Origin of the sequence: Bradyrhizobium sp. Ash2021 (assembly GCF_031202265.1) — a bacterium.
In the GTDB taxonomy this organism is placed as follows: domain Bacteria; phylum Pseudomonadota; class Alphaproteobacteria; order Rhizobiales; family Xanthobacteraceae; genus Bradyrhizobium.
In genome coordinates this window covers 1,857,384-1,875,912 of sequence record NZ_CP100604.1, presented here as the reverse complement: position 1 = coordinate 1,875,912, position 18,529 = coordinate 1,857,384, and the positions used below count along the sequence as shown (strand labels likewise).

Here is an 18,529-nt window from a genome sequence, read left to right as displayed (position 1 = left end):
ATAAGCGCGTTCGGCGCCTGTCCGCCTCCTTGCAATCGTATTGAGCACTTATTCCTCGCTGCTTAGGGCGAGCGCGAAGCTCTGGATGAGCGGCGCCGCAAAAAAACACGACCGGAAGCATGACCAACCAGGCCAGCCGCCGATCGCACTTCGAACGGCATAGCCGTCGGTGAAACCTGGGAGGGTCGCGACGAGATCGATGTCCTTGATCGGATCGGTCGATGAGAGGGGATTCATGCGTTTCCCTGTCGAATGTAATGGTCTAATCGGATTAAGCAATTACTGAGGCGCCACACCGCGTGGAAAGTCGGAAGCGGTAAGAGAATTTTCGTCGATTCCGTCAGATCTGTTCACATCGCCCTCTTCTCGATACAGTAGATCTCAGCAACGTTGCAGCGACGCACAGCCGAGTCAGCCAGACCTCAGGTCATCGCTAAATTGGAATATGGATTCGCCTGGCTCACATTGAGCGCATCGCTCGGCCAGCTTGATTATTTCCGAGCGCGCTTTCTCGTCCTTCACCTTCATGAAGGCCGCAACAAGGCGAAGCGACTCATCGATTCTCCTTTCGCGCTCCTTGCTTCTCATAAATCCTCGGTGCCTAGGGGCAGATCAGTTGTTGTATTGGTTTGTAGTTCCGCACGCTGGAAGTAAGTTCTGTTTGAGAGAAATCGCACCCAATCACCTCTGGTCATGAGTGGACAACCGTCGCATCCCGCCTGCTGATTATCTTGATGCAAGCGTGCTTTGCATCTGCAGCAAGTTCGACATTGGAAAATGAAAGCGTGCGGTCATTGATCGATGGCAGTTGTCCCAGACTCTCGGTGTTTCCTCGACCGAAAAGCCTCCGGCGGGCATGCCGGAGGCTTCCTTGGAGGTTAACGTTGGTCGAGAGACTCCTTTGCTGCTGGTGGCCCGCCACGATGAATTTGCCGGCGGAAAATTCCAGATCCTTCGCATCGGATTCCATCAGGTGTGCGGCGATACGCTTGCCCTTTTCGACGATTTTCTCCGCGGCGAAATGTATTGCTGAACCGCCCACCACTGTGGAGCGCGAGCCGTTGGTGCCCATTCCAAAGGCCACCTGATCGGTGTCGCCGTCGACAAAATGGACGTCGCGTGGGTCCAGCCCCAAACGCTCATGCAGTATCTGTTTAAAGGTCGTCTCGTGTCCCTGCCCTTGATTCTTGGTGCCCATCAGCAATTGCGCGCTACCGCTCGTGTCGAAGCGGATCTCCGCAAACTCCGATTGGGTCGGGGTCGCGGCTTGCTCAATCGCGTTTGCTACACCAATGCCGCGCAAGAGGCCGCGCTCCAGCGACACTCGACGACGGCATTCGAAGTTGGCGTAGTCACCCACTTCGAGCGCGAGATCGAGGTTTCCTGGAAAGTCGCCACAATCGTAGTAGCACCCCAGCGGGTTCTGATACGGCATAGCGGCCGTTGGGATAATATTGAGACGCCGCAATTCGAGGCGATCGATCTTCAGCTCGCGCGCCGCGTCGTCGATCAGGCGCTCAATCAGGTAGATCGCCTCCGGCCGGCCGGCACCGCGGTAAGGCGCCGTATTGCTTGTGTTGGTCAGAACGCCGATGACCGCGACGTATGCGGCTGGAATGTCGTAGACGCCCGTCACGGTCCCGATCATCATCGAGGGCACCAGCAGACTGCGGTCGGACGCAACGTACGCGCCGATATTTCCGACGAGCTTCAGCCGCAAGCCCACGAAGCGATAAGCCTCGTCGAGCGCGAGCTCGATTTCACCCACGCTGTCGCGGCCGTGTTCATCGGCGAGAACGGCCTCGGAGCGATCGCAAGTCCATTTGACGGGCCGGCCAAGTTTCTTGGCTGCCCACAACACCAGGCGATGTTCGACATATTGCCACCCCTTGCTGCCGAACCCGCCGCCGACATCACCGCTAACGACGCGAATCCTGCTTTCCGGCACACGGAAGACTGCACTCGCCAGCATGTTGCGGACTCGATGCGGATACTGGCAGTCGGTATAGAGGGTGTAGCGTTCATCCCCCGCATCATAAGCGCCCAGCGCGCCACGGGTTTCCATATACTGCGCATGCACCCGCGTGATGACATAGCGTCTCTTAATTACATGCGCCGCCCGCGCGAAGGCTGCCGAGGCCGCGTCCTTGTTGCCTTTCTCGGAGATGTTGGAAATGTTGTCTGGACACTTGTCCCAGACCCGCGCGGCGCCAGGCTGGTCGGCCTCTGCCGTTGAGGTGACAGCCGGCAGCGGTTCATAATCTACGCCGATGAGCTCTGCAGCATCCTTCGCTTGCGCCAGGGTCTCAGCGACAATCAGGGCAACCGGATCGCCGACATAACGGACACGATCAACCACCAGAGCGGGACGTTGCGGCGCGAACATTGGCGAGCCATCGGGCCGTTTGCGCGGCATGGTGGCCTTTGGCATTCCAAGCCCGTCCGCCTCATAATCAGACCCGCTATAGACCGCGAGGACACCCGGCGCTGCTTTGGCCGCGGCGGTGTCGAGCCCAAGGACACGGGCGTGCGCGTGCGGCGACCGGAGCACCACCGCGTAAGCTTGACCTGACAGATTGCGGTCATCCTGGAATCGACCGCGCCCGCGCAGCAGCCGGGCATCCTCGAACCGCGGGGTTGCTTGTCCGATACCGTATTTTTCCATGCGAAGGCCCGCTTCCGCGTTGTTTCAGCCGAAGGCTTTGGCTGAGAGGCTTTTGTCCGCCCTCTCCAGGGCAGCACACAATGACAGCGAAATCAAGAAAAAACGATTTTTTATAAGAGAATAAAAATGCATCGATTTTTCATTGACCCAAAAATGCTTTCGCTAGTCGCTCGTCTTGCATGAAGCTGCGCCATTCATTTCCCTGCACGTCGTGGACGATGCGCCCCAACGACATGACATAAGCCCGGTCGGTGATTTCGATTGAGATCCCGACGTTCTGTTCGACGAGAAGGATGCCCATGCCCCGCGCGCGCAGATTATGCAGCACTTGCAAGATCTCTTTCACCACCTTGGGCGCCAAACCAGTGGATGGTTCGTCAAGTATCAATAGGTCCGGTTGCAGCAGGAGGCCGCGGGCGATCGCAACCATCTGTTGCTGACCGCCGCTCAGCAATTCGACGCGGGTACGCTCGCGTTCGCCGATCATGGGAAACAGATCGCATATGTCATCCCACGTGAAACGAAGATCGCGCCCGCGATGCTTCCGTCCGGCCTCCTCGGCCAAGCGCAGATTGTCACGAACGGTGAACTCGCCGAATAAGCGACGGTTTTCCAATAACGCGGCCATCCCGTGCCGTGGTCTGGCGTGAGCCGGGAAGCCGGTGATATCGATGCCATTTTTGACGATGCGGCCCCCGTGTGCCCTATTCAGCCCGCAAAGCGCGCGGACCAGCGTGGTCTTTCCGGCACCATTGGCACCGACAATGGCAACCGCCTCGCCCTTTAGCATCTTGAGGGAGATATCGCGCAGTATGACCAGCGGACCATATCCTGCAGTGAGTCCCTCGACAGTCAGCATGCTTCATGTTCCCAAATAGACTTCGCGGACTTTCGCGTTACGCTGAATTTCCCCCATGTCACCGCTGGCGATGATCTCGCCGAAGTACAGGACTCCGGTTCGTTTGATCCCGAGCGATCGAGCATGGTCCAGCATGGCGCGCGCATTCAGTGACTGGGTCGGAGCGATATGGAATACACATTTCCGCTTCAGCTCCGCGGCGGGCCCCAATCCGGATAATGCGATATGCGGCAATTTGACAGCATTCGTGAGGCCGCCCACCGCCAGCGTATTGGCGGTTTGTCCGGGCCCTATGATGGCGATAACCTTTTTCTCCATAGATCAAGCCGTTGGCTTTGCTACCGGCAGTATCAGGATTTGTGGCATCGTCTTCCACGATCAGCTTGATCGGTCGGCCTTTGAATCCGCCCGAGCCGTTGATGGCCTTCTCGGCCAACACCGCACCGTTGCGTTGATTTATGCCGGTCCAGGCTCCGGCGCCGGTAAGGGGCAGGATAACACCGATCTTTATCGGATCGCCGGCGGCTTTTTGCGCGTTTACCGGATTCGCGATGAGCACCGAGCACATGCAATGGTGAGAGCGCTCAATTCCCGAACTAGTTTCGACTTCATGCTGACCTTAAGCCTCTCTGCCGATGTCTATGCACGGCGTTCCGATTGACGCCGCGGAGATTTCAGCGGCAGCCGCAAACACGTCACATCTCGGCGAGTTGAAGACTTTGACGATCCGGTATTTTCCGCGGCATCGGTTTTGATGGTGCGGGATACAGCCCGCGACAGTAACCACCTTGGGCGCGGCACAAACCGAAGTGCGCTCCATCGTCGATACCAAGATGGATACGCTCCGCGACCAGCCGGGCAATCTGCTCATTGAGATGGCTGCCGAGCGGAACGCTGATCCTCTCATCCAAACGATCGCTCCGCAGCGAAAACGGTACGGCATTCCACCTCCCGATGGCAGTCCGTGTTGAGAAAACGGGATCAACTGCTCTCGGACTTAAAAACACATAAAATCACAAAAATAAACGTAAAATCGATTTTAATCGTACTTTTGATAAAATGAAGAAATGGATGGCGAAATGCAGCCGCATGCGGTATGGAGCTTAAAGTGTGTTGGGTGTCGCTTTACACGCCATATGCTGTGAGCCGACCACGCGAGGTTCGAGCCGTCTTTCGCGGGATGTGAGGTTTGAGCGTTACGCAGGAACGCACCTACTCATTACAGATTTTCTGCCTAGAATTTGCCCTGCTCGATTTGGTTCACTGAGTCGAGTATCGTTGGACAAAGCAAACACCATGCCAAAGGTCAATAAAACCAAAACAAAAAACAAGGGCGGCGAAACACTGGCCTCGTCCGCCTACGAGCGATTGCGCTTCGACATCGTCAGCGGCACTTACGAACCTGGTACGAAGCTGCTCATACGCGAGTTATGCTCGCGCTACGAGATCGGCCTCAGTCCGGTTCGCGAAGCATTGAATCGCGTCTCACGCGACGGGCTGGTTCAGCAAAATGATCAGCGTGGGTTTACGGTCGCACCGCTCTCGGAAGATGATCTCGAAGACATCAACAAGACCCGCTGCTGGAGCAACGAGGCCACTTTGCGAGCATCGATCGCCAACGGCGATCAGGCCTGGGAAGAGCGTGTTCTTATCGCGTTCCATCGTATGTCGCGCCTGCCCGGTCCAGCCGAGCGCGACAGCGGCCCGATTGATCCCGCCTGGGAACAAGCACACCGCGCGTTTCACACCGCGCTGATAGACGCTTGCGGTTCCAAGTGGCTAATCGATTTCTGCGAGCAGCTGTTTGACGCCGCGGACCGCTACAGGTTTTTGTCTCGGAAACATTATCAAGGCAGCCCTCAGCGGCGAGACGACCATCGTCTGATCATGGAAGCTACGCTGCAGCGGAATGCAGACGAGGCGACGCGACTTCTAAAAGAGCACTTTACGGCAATGCTAGAGTATGGACGAATTGAAGTTCGGCGGCTCAACGCTTCTCAAGCAAAACTAACCAAGGCCACAAAAATCCGAACGAAGTCTGCCAAGGCTGATAGGGCATCGGTTTCCAAACCTGCCTGAACACGAAATTGTTCGGCTCGTCCTATTCCATACGCTCGGCTAGGTTCGCATCGGGCGTTTCATGATGCCCGGGTCACGATGATCGCACGCATTCGACGAACCGGGATAGCCAAAAGCTATCCATTATGGCGGCTACGATTTCTTTTGATTGCTGGCGGATTAAGGAGAATGACGGTCACGATCAAAACGATGCCGCTTGCCTGCAGGATGGTCGGAATCTTTTGAGAGATCGCGACGTCCCAGACAAACGCCTTTATGGCGATGAGCAATGTAAACGGCGCAATCGCGACCGCGCCTAACTGGGAAGTGGCATGGAACCAGAAGAAGAAAGGGACGGACGTGATGACAACGGCCAGGACAACCAACCCCAGAACATTGGTGTCCGAGACTGCTGCAGGAATGTCATGGAATACAAGGGCCAGAATCGCCAGTTCGATTCCGCCTATCGCCAGCTGCCATCCTGTGAAACCAGTCATCGAGATCGGGCACCCCCATTTGTTGATCAGGATGACGCCCAGCGCCAGTGAAAATGTTCCACCGACGGCCGCCGCGATCCCAATCGGATCAAGCGATCCGCTTCCTTCGCCGATAATCAAGGCAAGGCCGAAGGTGCTGAGCGCGACACCCGTGATTTTAGCAGTCGTCAGTCGCTCGCCCAGAACGAACCAGGCCAGCAGCATTATGAAAAGCGGGAAAAGCGCCTGCACGCTTCCTGCAGCTCCTCCTGAAAGTCTGGATACCGCAATAAACAACAGCCCGAAGAACAACCCCGCATTCAGCGTCCCCAGGAGAACCAACTTGCCGTAGAACGCGACGGCAGGAATCTCCCGTGAAATAAGCAACAGTGGAATTGCTCCACCCAACGCGCGAACGGCTCCGACGAACAGCGGATTTGGCGGAAGCATCGTCGTCCCCACAACGACGCTGCGATGGCGGCTGCGAGCCTCGGGTTCATGACGGATGCTTCGAAGGCTTCCGCGGTATCTTTACACGGTGCATCACCATTGCGGACGACATTGGCAATGTGGCCCGGCGCGGTTCATCGCGGACACACGCGGATGCAGCTTGATTCCTCCCACCTGATGCTCACCGCAATCACTCGAATCCCTTCAGGATTTCGGGATAATCGGAAGCAGAAGGTGCGACGGATAACAACTGTGCCTTGAGCGATGGTTCAATCACCAAGGTCGGTTACTACTCCTCCTGGGTTTTCCGTCAAAGCGAAAGTCGTAAAGTATTCGATCGCCGGATAGTTCGAGTAGCGAGAAAGGATGCCCGCAAGCCACGGGCCTTGATAAAATCGACGGGCGTCGTCGATGGTCTCCCATTGATAGACACCTCCAGCTGTTCCGCTCTCGTTCCATATGAATTGCTTTCGGATCAGTCCCTTTACCTCACCGAAGTTGATTGCGATCCTCAGGAAGTGCGCACGGCATTCTTCCTTTCCGATGGACGCGGGTAATTGGTATCTAACTATCGCAGTGATCATCGGGTCATCCTTTCGCCGGCTTATCATCCGATGACTTTGTCATCGGATGATTCGATGGTGATGGTAGCCGCCAAGCGGAACGGCTAGAGCGTCTTCGTTCGATCCCTCTCGCGCGGCCCGCGCCGTCTAATCGAACATCTCGAACCTAATCGTCGAAACTATTCGGCTTTTCGCATATGGCGCGATCGGGCAATTCTCCGTGCATCGGACGCGCCATTCGGGAGCGTCCAACAAGGAAGGAATTATCGTCATGTCGTCCTCCGTCTCCGTTTCACATCGTGCCTAACGTTTCTTCATTCCGGGCACTTCTCTCTCGCGTAAGCAGGACGTAAGCAGGCGGGAGAAAATCGGCGCGTGTTTTCGGATGGGAACGTCGCTTGTGTTGCTGAGATTTCCAGCTGCTTCAGCGGGATAGCGTAGAATAGCGTGCCCTATCGCATTTTTCGGATGGGCACGTTATCTTGCTCCGAAGGCAAAGGTCACACGCTCGAATCGTGTCGGGTGCGTGCTGCCCTCTACCTGCGAGTCTCAACCCGATGTCTCCAGACTCTACGCGAAAGGAATCCGCCCGACTATACTGGGCGCACTGGCGTTCCTGTTTATCGCGATCTTCAGCTTCATAATTCGACGGCGGAGGCCACTGTCCGCATCTTTCCGCCCGAATACCTCCGTTGGCGCGGGGCGGAGCGGAATGGATGTTCGATGGACAGGGTGCGCGCGGCAGACGGCAGGTTTCGGTCGCTACCGCCGCGCGACGCAGCGTATCGAAGCCATGTCCCGGTCATCCCCTATTCCGCCGCCTGCCTGACGTGCCGCGCCGTCGGCGTGCGCATGGTCACGAGTTCTTCCGCAGCGGTCGGGTGAAGCGCGATGGTGGCGTCGAAATCGGCCTTCGTCGCTTTCATCTTCACGGCGATGGCGACCGCCTGGATGATCTCGGCGGCTGCGTCGCCAACGATGTGGCAGCCGAGCACGCGGTCGCTCGCGCCGTCGACTACGAGCTTTATCAGCACGCGAGTGTCGCGGCCGGACATCGTTGCCTTTATCGGGCGGAAGGTGGCCTCGTAGATGTCGACGAAGCCGAACTGGGCGCGCGCTTCGGTTTCGGTCAATCCAACGGTGCCGACCTCGGGCTGCGAGAACACTGCCGTCGGGATCGTCGCGTGATCGACCCGCGCCGGACGCTTGCCGAACACGGTATCGGCAAACGCGTGACCCTCGCGGATCGCGACCGGCGTCAGGTTGTGGCGGTGGGTGACGTCGCCGATCGCGTAGATGTGCGGCACCGACGTTTTCGACCAGCCGTCAACGGCGATGCCGCCGTTCTTCGGATTGATGGCGACGCCGGCCTTCTCAAGACCGAGATTAGCGACGTTCGGATGGCGGCCGATCGCAAACATCACCTGCTCGGAGGCGATGCTCGAACCGTTCGACAGATGCGTGGTGAACTCCTTGCCGTGACGATCGACTTTCGTCACCGTGCAGCGGGTCAGGATGGTGATGCCGCGCTTCTCCATCTCGGCGCGCACATGAGCTCGAACGTCCTCGTCAAAGCCGCGCAAGATATTGTCGCCGCGATAGATCACGGTGACGTCGGAGCCAAAACCGGAGAAGATGCCGGCGAACTCCAGCGCGATATAACCGCCGCCCTGGATCACGACGCGCCGAGGCAGCTCTGGCAGATGGAACGCCTCGTTCGAGGAGATCACGTGCTCGATGCCGGGGATCTCGGCGCCATGGTTAGGCGCGCCGCCCGTCGCGATCAGCACGTGATTGGCCTTTACCGTCTCACCGGTCGCCAAGCGCAAGGTGTGCGCATCCTCGAACACCGCACGCGCCTTGACGACACGCGCGCCGGACTTCTCGACATTGACGGTATAGGCCGCCTCAAGCCGCGCGATCTCCTTGTCCTTGTTGGCGATCAGCGTCGACCAGTCGAAGCTCGCTTGCGGAATGGTCCAGCCGAAGCCTACGGCATCCTCGAGCTCCTGCTGGACATGCGAGCCGATCACAAACAGCTTTTTCGGCACGCAGCCGCGGATCACGCAGGTACCGCCCATCCGATACTCTTCGGCGATCATCACCTTAGCGCCATAGCTGGCAGCGATGCGAGCGGCGCGAACCCCGCCCGAACCACCTCCAATTACGAAGAGATCAATGTCGTGTTCAGCCATAGCTCACCCGCGTACCTTCAGCTCTTGCTATCGAATCTTACGTTTCCATTCAGGTACATTCGATAAATGTCTCTCGGAAATCGATTCCAACCAATCGGTGGAATACCGACCGTTGCTCAATCGGCGTAGAGGGTCAGACTGGAAGACCTAGCACTTTCAGCGTCTCAGCCCGCGATGCCCGAGGGCGCCGATTGGCATAAAGCGCCTTTCTCAAGTCGACGATGCGCTCAGCGTTGCATTTCGCCATCGAACCGTCTGCGTTCAGGAAGCTGTTCTCGAATCCTATTCGGCAATGCCCCCCAAAGCGGCGGCAGTTACCAAGGATTCGGTCTCCGATGCACCGAATGCACATACAGACCAGTCGAAGCGGCTCGAGCCTCCGTTGTCCCGGACCATGTCCACGAACGGAACGAGCTCGGTGGGATCGCTTTCTTGGTTTTTCTCGTACCTGCCGAGCGGAAAAATGACCGAATGACGTACGCCGGGCACTATCTTCCGTTCGATGAGGTCAAGCAGATGACCGAACTCCGTAACGCTGTAGATGATGTGCTGGACTGCAATCCCGTTCATGAACGCCCACAGATAAAGCCCAGCCGCGGACGTTTCGCTGGCATAGTCGGGTACCAACTCCTTCACTGCGATGCTGACAGCTTCCGGACACACCGCCCGAACCGCCTCGATCTGCTCGGAGGGCGCAAATCGTCCCACCGATTCCGTCGTTATCTGCAAGATCAGTTCTGCCCCGGCAGCTTTCCGTACAGCAGCTATGGCCGTGAGATAGCGTGTTGGATCCAGCGAGTGCTCCCCAAGATCGTCCCTAACATGCAGATGCAACGCCTGTGCGCCGGCTACGGTGCAGGCGGCCGCCTCCCGCGCAATATCCTCTGCCAAAATCGGGATGCGCGGATGATCCCGCTTCGTCTTCCGCGCTCCGTTGGGCGCAACCATGATCGAGAGGCTGTTCATTCTCACTTCTTTCGGTACGGCACCACCACCCGACTTGCGTCGCCTTCTTGTCCAGGCCTTCGACCGCGACCATGTGCCGCTCGGCGGTGCCGACGTACTTGCGGGCCTCGGTGTACTCAGGCGAGTGGTAACATTTCTCCGCGGCTTCCAGGTTCGGGAGCCTGACCACGACGCTCCGCTCGAAAGCTGCCCTTTGTACAAGATCTGGCCGGTGGAAGGCCTCAGGAACTTGGTCAGCAGATTGAAGCACGTCGTCTTGCCGGCCCCGTTCGGCCCGATCAACGCATGAATACTGCCGCGTCGCACCTTGAGGGCGACGTCGCGCACAGCGAAAAAGCCAGCAAATTCCTTGGTCAATCCGCGTGTTTCAAGGATGAAATCGTGGGCCAAGGAAGACGTCTCCTGCTTTGAGGTTTTCGCTGGCCGAACTGGTACAGCATTTTGCATTTGACTCAAGGGCAAAATGATTGTCCTATAGGTAAAAGTGAGGTTGCAGATAATGACTGGCATTGACAGCGCGAAGGCCATTCCCGGCTACTACGACAGTCCTTGGCCGACCGAATGTGGGGGTCCGCGTCGACAGAAAGCCCCGCGTTCGGCGGGTCTGAATCTGTCCTCATCCTCAAAATTGAAGCAGACGTCGCGCGACAATGGCGAATGGAACGTGATGACCGTCCAACGGGCGCCGGGCGAAATCTTTCTTATGTATAACAATCACATTGACTCGCAGGAGAAGTACGGCGGTGTCGAGCGCATCGATAGCGTGTCGCTGGAAACCATCCGAAAATCCCCGCGACTACCCTCTGGAGGGCATACCTGGTGCGGCGGGATCGTCGCGCACGCAAACGGGTTCATCTACATCAACAACGGGGATCGATGCTTCAAATTAGATCCCGACTGCCACGTGGTGGCTGAGCGGAAGCTTCCGCAGGATTCGGCTTATAATAGTTTCCTAGTTATGGCTGATGGCCGTCTCGTTATGAAGAATATCGAGCGCGACGTTGGTAGGAAGTCAAAGTTCGTCGTTCTCGAGCCCGATCGTCTGGAGCAGGTCGGTCCCGAAGTGGACATTCCCGAGAACTCGATGGGCCGCATCGCGATGGACTCCACCGAGAATGGACAGATTGTCTACGTTCCAGGACGTCATCACTTCTACCGATACCTCTACAAGAAGGACGAGTTGTCTTTGGATGCCGATTGGCAGCCGCGCTACAGAACGCTTCCTGACGATCAGCAATCGTTTTCTTGGGATAGCTGCCTCTCAGACGGGGGGTGCTGGTTTCTGGACAATGGCGACAACGAGGCCAATGTCACGATTTTCAGCACGCGTCCGTTCGGAACCGAGCGACCGAAGAGAGGGTCCGTATTCAACGGCCTCGCTTCGAGCCCTCAGAAGCTGATGCGAATCGATATTCGCGATCCGAGCCGAATGGTTACCCTTGAACCCTTCGGCCTGCCGCGCGGATCAATATTCAGCCCACCCGCGTTCGATCCTGTCCGCAAGATTGCAATAGCGTTCGACACCGGAAATGGGCGCCTAGGAGCGTTTCGCTACAGTGACGGGAGGTTCGAGCAATTGTGGGCCAGGCCATGTCGGATTTCCATGCAGCTCGTCCTGTTCTTGGACACTGGCGAGGTTGCGGTCAACGATTTCCGGAATGGCTTCGACGAGATCGTCGTTTTCGACGTCGAGACCGGAGAAGAGAAGGGCAGAGTCGCAACGGAAAGCCGAACCGCGAACGGGATGTTCCTCTCCTCGGGCTGGAATCGCGATGTCCTGTATTGCTCGATCGGGTCGATTGCGCGGGCATACGTCGAATAGATCGTCAAGAACAGGGACCAGAATCACCGTGTCATTCGATTGGAAAAAGCTGCTTACGTCCAACTGGCCGGAAAAGGTATATAGCTATACGGAACGCGACACCATTCTCTATGCGTTGGGTGTAGGGTTCGGCCAAGACCCTCTGGATACGAACGAACTCGATTTCGTGTTCGAGAAGACAGGAAAACTGAAGGCCGTACCTACGCAAGCTACCGTAATCGCCTGGGATGACGCGCCGATCATGGATATAGGCATCAATACATTGATGGCCGTGCATGGGGAGCAAAGCGTAACCCTCCATAAGCCCCTTCCAACGGCCGGGACTGTGGCGGCGTCGATTCGCTTCCCGGCGATTTTCGACAAGGGGGCGGGCAAGGGCGCGGTCATACTTATCGAGACCACAATCCGTGATCACAATACCAAAGAGCTGCTTTGCACGAACAGGATGACGGTGTTTGCCCGTGGCGACGGCGGCTTCGATGGCCCGGAAGGATCTGCGCCATCTGCTCATCCAATTCCCGAACGGCAGCCGGATGCGGTCATCGACTTTAAGACACGTCCGGACCAGGCATTCTTGTATGCTCTTAGCGGCGATCGAAATGCGCTGCATCGCGATCCGGTCTTTGCGGCGAATGCCGGCTTTCCGCGTCCGGTCCTGCAGGGGCTCTGCACTTACGGGGCTGCTTGTCACGCTATCCTGAAGAGCCAGGTTGGGTACGACGCTGCCCAAATCGCGGAGATCGGTGGACGGTTCTCTGCACCTGTCTTTCCGGGAGAGATGATACGCACTGAAATCTGGCGCGACGGATCCGTGGTTTCCTTTCGCTGCAAGTTGCCCGAACGGAAAGATGCTGTCGCATTTAATAACGGCAAAGCAGTCCTACGCGAGCAATGACTTAGTTTTCCTCGGAGCGCGTCTGCTTGGGAGCCGAACCAAGCCGGCGCGGATCCGCACCCCGACGTGCCTCGTAAGTACAGTAATCGATGAATATCCATGAATACCAGGCCAAGGCCCTGCTGCATGAATTCGGGGTGCCGATTTCGCGCGGCGTGCCTGTCTTGAAGGCCTCGGATTCGGAAGCGGCGGCCAAGGCGCTTCCCGGCCCGATCTGGGTGGTCAAGAGCCAGATTCATGCTGGCGGCCGCGGCAAGGGCAAGTTCAAGGAAGCCTCCGCCGGCGACAAGAGCGGTGTGCGCATCGCCAAGTCGGTCGCCGAGGTCAATGAATTTGCCAAGCAGATGCTGGGCGCAACGCTCGTCACGGTGCAGACCGGACCGCACGGCAAGCAGGTCAACCGCCTCTACATCGAGGAAGGCTCCGAGATCGACAAGGAGTTCTACCTCTCGATCCTGGTCAACCGCGAAACCTCGGAAGTGTCGTTCGTGGTCTCGACCGAAGGCGGCGTCAATATCGAGGACGTCGCGCACAATACGCCTGAAAAGATCATCACCTTCTCGGTCGATCCGGCGACCGGCATCATGGGCCATCACGGCCGCACGGTGGCGAAGGCGCTCAATCTTTCCGGCGATCTCGCCAAGCAGGCCGAGAAGCTGGTGTCGCAGCTCTACAACGCCTTCACCGCCAAGGACATGGCGATGCTGGAAATCAATCCGCTTGTCGTCACCAAGCAGGGCCAGTTGCGCGTGCTCGACGCCAAAGTGTCGTTCGACGACAACGCGATGTATCGCCATCCCGAAGTCGCGGCGCTGCGCGACGAGACCGAGGAGGACGCCAAGGAAATCGAGGCGTCGAAATATGATCTCAACTACGTCACGCTCGACGGCACCATCGGCTGCATGGTCAACGGCGCCGGCCTCGCGATGGCGACCATGGACATCATCAAGCTCTACGGCATGGCGCCGGCGAACTTCCTCGACGTCGGCGGCGGCGCCGACAAGGCCAAGGTCACCGCGGCGTTCAAGATCATCACCGCCGATCCGAACGTGAAGGGCATCCTGGTCAACATCTTCGGCGGCATCATGAAATGCGACATCATCGCCGAAGGCGTGGTGGCCGCGGTCAAGGAAGCCGGCCTGAAAGTGCCGCTGGTGGTGCGGCTGGAAGGCACCAATGTCGACGCCGGCAAGAAGATCATCCGCGAGTCCGGCCTCAATGTCGTGCCCGCCGACAACCTCGACGATGCCGCGCAGAAAATCGTGAAGGCGGTCAGGAGCACCGCGTAAAATGTCCGTTCTGATCGATAAAAACACCAAAGTCATCTGCCAGGGTTTTACCGGCAAGAACGGCACGTTCCATTCCGAAGCCGCGATCGCTTACGGCACCAAGATGGTCGGCGGCACCTCGCCGGGCAAAGGCGGCTCAAAGCATCTCAATCTGCCGGTGTTCGATACCGTTGCCGAGGCGCGCGACAAGACCGGCGCCGATGCATCCGTTATCTATGTGCCGCCGCCCGGCGCTGCGGATGCGATCTGCGAGGCGATCAATGCGGAAATTCCGCTGATCGTCTGCATCACCGAGGGCATTCCGGTGCTCGACATGGTTAGGGTGAAGCGCTCGCTGTCGGGATCGAAGTCGCGCCTGATCGGGCCGAACTGCCCGGGCGTGATGACCGCCGGCGAATGCAAGATCGGCATCATGCCGGCCAACATCTTCAAGCCCGGCAATGTCGGCATCGTCTCGCGGTCGGGCACGCTGACCTATGAGGCGGTGTTCCAGACCACCCAGGAAGGCCTCGGCCAGACCACCGCGGTCGGCATCGGCGGCGATCCGGTCAAGGGCACCGAATTCATCGACATGCTGGAGATGTTTTTGGCCGATCCCAAAACCACCTCGATCGTGATGATCGGCGAAATCGGCGGTTCAGCCGAGGAAGATGCCGCCCAGTTCCTCAAGGACGAGGCCAAGCGCGGCCGCAAGAAGCCGATGGTCGGTTTTATCGCCGGCGTCACCGCGCCTCCCGGCCGCCGCATGGGCCATGCCGGTGCGATCATCTCCGGCGGCAAGGGCGACGCCGGATCCAAGACCGCGGCGATGGAATCGGCGGGAATCACGGTCTCGCCGTCGCCGGCGCGGCTCGGAAAGACGTTGGTCGGAGTACTCAAGAGTTGAAGGAAGCGGCCAATACGGCCAGATGGCTATTTTGCCATTGGGAAACGACGCATTGCCGCCGGGCCGAAAGGTCTTATGTTGAGTAAAATCCCGAACTCGTGAAGTATCGGCGACGTCGTCCTACGGAAAGGTCCCCCTTATGAAATGGAGCAATCGGCTCCCGAGCCAGAGCGAGGTCTACAATCTCAAAAAAATTGAGATCGTTCGTGCCGCGGCGCGGTTCTTCAGCCGCTTCGGATATCACGGGACCACTCTGGCGGACGTCGCAGTTGACCTTGGAGTGACTAAGCAAGCCCTGTACTACTACTACAGCGACAAGCAAAGCCTACTCTTCGCTTGCGCCATAGCGGCGCATCGCGGCGCCTTGGATATACTTGAGGAGGCGAGTGCGCAGAAGCTTAGCGGAAGCGAAAAATTGGCTAATCTTCTGCGGCACTATGCGATCCATGTCGCTGACGGAAACCTTCAGTCAATTATGTTTCTGGACAGCTCGGCGCTGAAGCCCAAGCAATTGGCCGAAGTCATGGATCTTCGAGACAAGTTCGACATCGGCATACGGAAGATCGTGGAGGAAGGCGTTGCCGACCAGTCCCTGCGCAACGGAGACCCCAAGATGATGTCGTTTTCGGCGCTGGGCGCCGTGAACTGGATCTCGCGTTGGTATAAGCCAGAAGGATCTCTCCCCATCGGAGAAGCGGCAGCGACTATCGTGGATTTCGTCATGGGTGGCATAGCTGCTCCTTTATCGGGCAAGCGTTCCGAACGTTTGATCAAGGGGCACGCCGATAGCAAAAGGCCCAACTCGTCGAAAGGTCCCTAAGGGGTAGGCGAGCTACTCCGAGCCCGCCAAGTGGATCGTCCTGGGGTTTTGCCCGGTAACAGTTGCGCACGTTCTGCAATCATATGCCAAAAGTCAGCTTTGGGCATTGACCGTCGCGCCTCGATGAATTTCTTCGCCTTCTCTCCAACCGTGATCCGCAGAGCAGGTTCCTCGCCTTCGATCGCGCGTTCCACTTCTTCCGCTAATATGGTTGGATCGCTGCCGGATTCCCGTGTGCTGGCTTCGAGGGCGGCTGGGTAATGCTTACTGCATATCGATGCCGACCAGGAATTTCATTCGGGCCTCGAGATCAACATCCAGGGCTTGGGCTCCTAGGACCACAATAGCCACTTCTGCCGGAAGACAGGTCAGAAAAGCCTATTACCGGGCGCAAATCGTCCTTTCCGAGGACCCTTCCCTCATCCGCAAGTTTGACCTTTTCACGATTTTACCCTACGGTAAAATAACTGTCGACACGTCAAATTCCTCATGACGCCTGCGGACACGCTGGTGCGTCCCGCTTAGATCGGCAAAGCGCGAAAAGAGGCTAATTAACAGGGCAGAGAAGGGCGGCGCAGATGCTAGATACATTTTGGAACCATTTCGAAAGGCGGGTGCACGAGTCGCCTGACGCTGTCGCAGTGGCCTTTCCAGGGAAGCCCGACTGTTCCTATGTTAAATTGCGGACACGCGCGATCGGCTTGGCTCGGAGCCTGATGTGTGGCGGCCTCGAGAAGGGCGACCGTATCGCTTTCGTGGCGGCAAATGGTCCCTGGTTCCTGGAATGGCTGCTCGCGTCGGCATATGCGGGTTTCACCCTCGTCCCGATCAATGTGCGGTTGTCGCAGGAGGAACTCGATTTCGTTGTTCACGATGCATGTCCGAAGCTTGTCGTTTGCGACGCGAAGAGGCGGGAGACCCTTGAGGGCATCGAAGGAATCTCGACCATGCTTCGCGACGTCGAGCGGAGCGACGAGAACGTACCATCGACAGACTTGAGCCTGCTAAGCGAGGCGCTTCCGCAGGATCCAATCCTGCAGATCTATACCTCCGGCACCACAGGTCGACCCAAGGGAGCCGTCATCACGAACGGCAACATCTCGGCCGGAATCTCCCATTGCATTCCTTGCCTAGGACAAATCGCCCCCGAAGACGTGGTTCTGGTTTGTCTTCCGCTCTTCCATATCGCCGGCATTGCCTTCACGATCTACGGACTGGCTGCAGGCGCGAAGATCGTCGTACTACCGGATATTGTCGCCGAGAACGTGGTCGACGTGATCGTCAATTATAAAGTAACCGCCTCGTTGCTTGTTCCGGCCGTCATTCGAATGATCGTACAGGTCCTCGAAGAGCGGCCGCGAGACGTCTCGTCATTTAAGACGTTGGTGTTCGGTGCCTCGCCGATGCCTGAAGAACTCATCGCTCGCACCCAACGCGTAATGAGGGCCGACCTCTACCATGTGTATGGACTCAGCGAGACCAGCGGAATCGTCACGTGGCTGGAGCCGGAGCAGATTCGAGCCGGACGCCGCCTACTGTCCTGCGGGCGCGCATTTCCCGCAGGTGAAATCGGGATATTCGATGTAAGCGGTCAACGGCTACCATCTGGGCATATCGGAGAAGTCGCCTATCGCGGGCCGCAAGCGATGGCCGGTTATTGGCGCCTCTCCGAAGCCACAGCATCGACGATCCGTGATGGCTGGTTGTTCACCGGTGACGCGGGGTATCTGGACGAAGAAGGCTATCTCTTCCTCGGCGATCGATTGAAAGATATGATCAAGAGTGGTGGCGAGAACGTCTATCCGGCCGAAGTCGAGAATGTGATTTTGCAGCATCCCGCGGTCATGGATTGCGCAGTCGTGGGATTAGAAGACGAAAAGTGGGGAGAGGCGGTAGTCTCCGTCATTGTTGAACAACCCGGGTGTTCGCTTACGCTCGAAGAATTGCGGGAGTTTGGTCGCAAGTCGCTCGCCGGCTACAAGTTGCCCCGGCGGTTGATAAAACTAGAGGCATTGCCGCGAAACAGTTCGGGGAAGGTTCTTAAGCATGTCTTGCGAGATCAACTGAAGTCGTTGGTTCCTGACAAGGTGTAGGGGAACCGTCGGTTCCCCCATCCCGGATCCAGTCAGTTGCCGTCGCGTGCTCCCCGACGGGACTCAGCGATGTTGGTGGAGAGCGTTCCGATTTCGATCCTATCGAACATCCGCGCGCGGAAAATATCTACGGCGCGAACGCTCAGCGAGTAGTCGCGCGCTATCTCCGCGACCGTCGATCCCTTGCTCAATTCTCGCAAAATGTTCCGTTCTCGAGGGCTCAACACATAAGAACCTGGCGGTTCCGTTGGAGCGTCCGTTAGCTCTGACAGCGGAATAAGGGAAATCAAGTTCTCGGATGCGTCGTGGACTTCGATCACGTAACCGCCCCACTCGGTATCTCCGAGCAGTTCGTTGCGGATGGCCTCTGCCCGTTGCAACGCTTGCGCTGCACCGGCGAATTCGTCTCCATGGCTATCAGCATAGACGATGTCGCCTCTGACCACGTCGAAAAAAAATCGCAAGACCGCTCTCCTGATTGAGCGGGACCCA

General features: G+C 57.8%; 17 protein-coding genes and 3 pseudogenes. 7 read left to right on the top strand and 13 right to left on the bottom strand.

Annotated features, from left to right (window positions below; translation table 11 throughout):
* Positions 1–48 precede the first annotated feature (48 nt).
* The 6 genes and pseudogenes from NL528_RS08975 to NL528_RS08950 all read right to left on the bottom strand — a co-directional run bounded on the left by NL528_RS08975 (position 49) and on the right by NL528_RS08950 (position 4,435).
* Positions 49–237 carry a hypothetical protein gene (locus NL528_RS08975; RefSeq protein WP_309182328.1) on the bottom strand — a complete coding sequence of 63 codons (189 nt, stop codon included), beginning with the start codon at positions 235–237 and terminating at the stop codon, positions 49–51.
* A gap of 454 nt (positions 238–691) precedes the next feature.
* Entirely contained in the window at positions 692–2,665 is a 1,974-nt protein-coding gene (locus tag NL528_RS08970; protein ID WP_309182327.1) for a xanthine dehydrogenase family protein molybdopterin-binding subunit, read from the bottom strand.
* Positions 2,666–2,804: 139 nt separating this feature from the next.
* Complete coding sequence (locus NL528_RS08965; RefSeq protein WP_309182326.1) at positions 2,805–3,524, bottom strand: ABC transporter ATP-binding protein; 720 nt, start codon at positions 3,522–3,524, stop codon at positions 2,805–2,807.
* 3 nt (positions 3,525–3,527) lie between these two features.
* On the bottom strand, positions 3,528–3,842 hold the full coding sequence (locus NL528_RS08960; protein ID WP_309182325.1) for a hypothetical protein: 315 nt from the start codon (positions 3,840–3,842) through the stop codon (positions 3,528–3,530).
* Between the two features lie 49 nt (positions 3,843–3,891).
* Positions 3,892–4,092, bottom strand: a pseudogene (locus NL528_RS46990) (ABC transporter substrate-binding protein); the annotation flags it as partial.
* 127 nt (positions 4,093–4,219) lie between these two features.
* Positions 4,220–4,435, bottom strand: coding sequence for a hypothetical protein (locus NL528_RS08950; RefSeq protein WP_309182323.1), 216 nt, complete (start codon positions 4,433–4,435; stop codon positions 4,220–4,222).
* Positions 4,436–4,802: 367 nt separating this feature from the next.
* Between NL528_RS08950 and NL528_RS08945 the strand changes: the two genes are divergently transcribed.
* Complete coding sequence (locus tag NL528_RS08945) at positions 4,803–5,603, top strand: GntR family transcriptional regulator (RefSeq protein ID WP_309182322.1); 801 nt, start codon at positions 4,803–4,805, stop codon at positions 5,601–5,603.
* A 116-nt stretch (positions 5,604–5,719) separates the two neighbouring features.
* On the opposite strand, the gene NL528_RS08940 is transcribed toward NL528_RS08945, so the two are convergent.
* From NL528_RS08940 to NL528_RS08920, 6 genes and pseudogenes are all read right to left on the bottom strand, one after another.
* On the bottom strand, positions 5,720–6,508 hold the full coding sequence (locus NL528_RS08940) for an EamA family transporter (protein WP_309182321.1): 789 nt from the start codon (positions 6,506–6,508) through the stop codon (positions 5,720–5,722).
* 269 nt (positions 6,509–6,777) lie between these two features.
* Complete coding sequence (locus NL528_RS08935) at positions 6,778–7,092, bottom strand: hypothetical protein (RefSeq protein WP_309182320.1); 315 nt, start codon at positions 7,090–7,092, stop codon at positions 6,778–6,780.
* Between the two features lie 788 nt (positions 7,093–7,880).
* Positions 7,881–9,266 (bottom strand): glutathione-disulfide reductase, encoded by a 1,386-nt coding sequence (gor, locus tag NL528_RS08930; protein WP_309182319.1) that lies wholly within the window; start codon positions 9,264–9,266, stop codon positions 7,881–7,883.
* A gap of 133 nt (positions 9,267–9,399) precedes the next feature.
* A pseudogene (locus tag NL528_RS08925) lies at positions 9,400–10,160 on the bottom strand (3-keto-5-aminohexanoate cleavage protein).
* Positions 10,084–10,401 (bottom strand): DUF1330 domain-containing protein, encoded by a 318-nt coding sequence (locus NL528_RS46985; RefSeq protein ID WP_375144045.1) that lies wholly within the window; start codon positions 10,399–10,401, stop codon positions 10,084–10,086. The pseudogene NL528_RS08925 and the gene NL528_RS46985 overlap by 77 nt, the downstream one beginning before the upstream one ends.
* A 20-nt stretch (positions 10,402–10,421) precedes the next feature.
* A pseudogene (locus NL528_RS08920) lies at positions 10,422–10,622 on the bottom strand (ATP-binding cassette domain-containing protein); the annotation flags it as partial.
* 109 nt (positions 10,623–10,731) lie between these two features.
* On the opposite strand from NL528_RS08920, the gene NL528_RS08915 reads away from it, so the two are divergent.
* The 6 genes from NL528_RS08915 (at position 10,732) to NL528_RS08890 (ending at position 18,037) form a co-directional block, all read left to right on the top strand.
* Entirely contained in the window at positions 10,732–12,054 is a 1,323-nt protein-coding gene (locus tag NL528_RS08915; RefSeq protein ID WP_309182203.1) for a hypothetical protein, read from the top strand.
* Between the two features lie 28 nt (positions 12,055–12,082).
* Entirely contained in the window at positions 12,083–12,949 is an 867-nt protein-coding gene (locus NL528_RS08910) for a MaoC/PaaZ C-terminal domain-containing protein (RefSeq protein WP_309182204.1), read from the top strand.
* 89 nt (positions 12,950–13,038) lie between these two features.
* Positions 13,039–14,238: an ADP-forming succinate--CoA ligase subunit beta gene (gene sucC, locus NL528_RS08905; protein WP_309182205.1), complete on the top strand. Its 1,200-nt coding sequence runs from the start codon at positions 13,039–13,041 to the stop codon at positions 14,236–14,238.
* Between the two features lies 1 nt (position 14,239).
* A complete protein-coding gene (gene sucD / locus NL528_RS08900) occupies positions 14,240–15,124 on the top strand; it encodes a succinate--CoA ligase subunit alpha (protein WP_309182206.1) in 885 nt (294 codons plus the stop codon).
* Positions 15,125–15,263: 139 nt separating this feature from the next.
* The gene (locus NL528_RS08895; RefSeq protein WP_309182207.1) at positions 15,264–15,944 is read left to right on the top strand and encodes a TetR/AcrR family transcriptional regulator; all 681 of its coding nucleotides are present in this window, start codon (positions 15,264–15,266) and stop codon (positions 15,942–15,944) included.
* A 578-nt stretch (positions 15,945–16,522) separates the two neighbouring features.
* Positions 16,523–18,037: an AMP-binding protein gene (locus NL528_RS08890; protein ID WP_309182208.1), complete on the top strand. Its 1,515-nt coding sequence runs from the start codon at positions 16,523–16,525 to the stop codon at positions 18,035–18,037.
* Between the two features lie 32 nt (positions 18,038–18,069).
* Here NL528_RS08890 and NL528_RS08885 read toward each other — a convergent pair whose 3' ends face one another.
* Positions 18,070–18,501 carry a DUF6894 family protein gene (locus NL528_RS08885; protein WP_309182209.1) on the bottom strand — a complete coding sequence of 144 codons (432 nt, stop codon included), beginning with the start codon at positions 18,499–18,501 and terminating at the stop codon, positions 18,070–18,072.
* Positions 18,502–18,529: the final 28 nt, after the last annotated feature.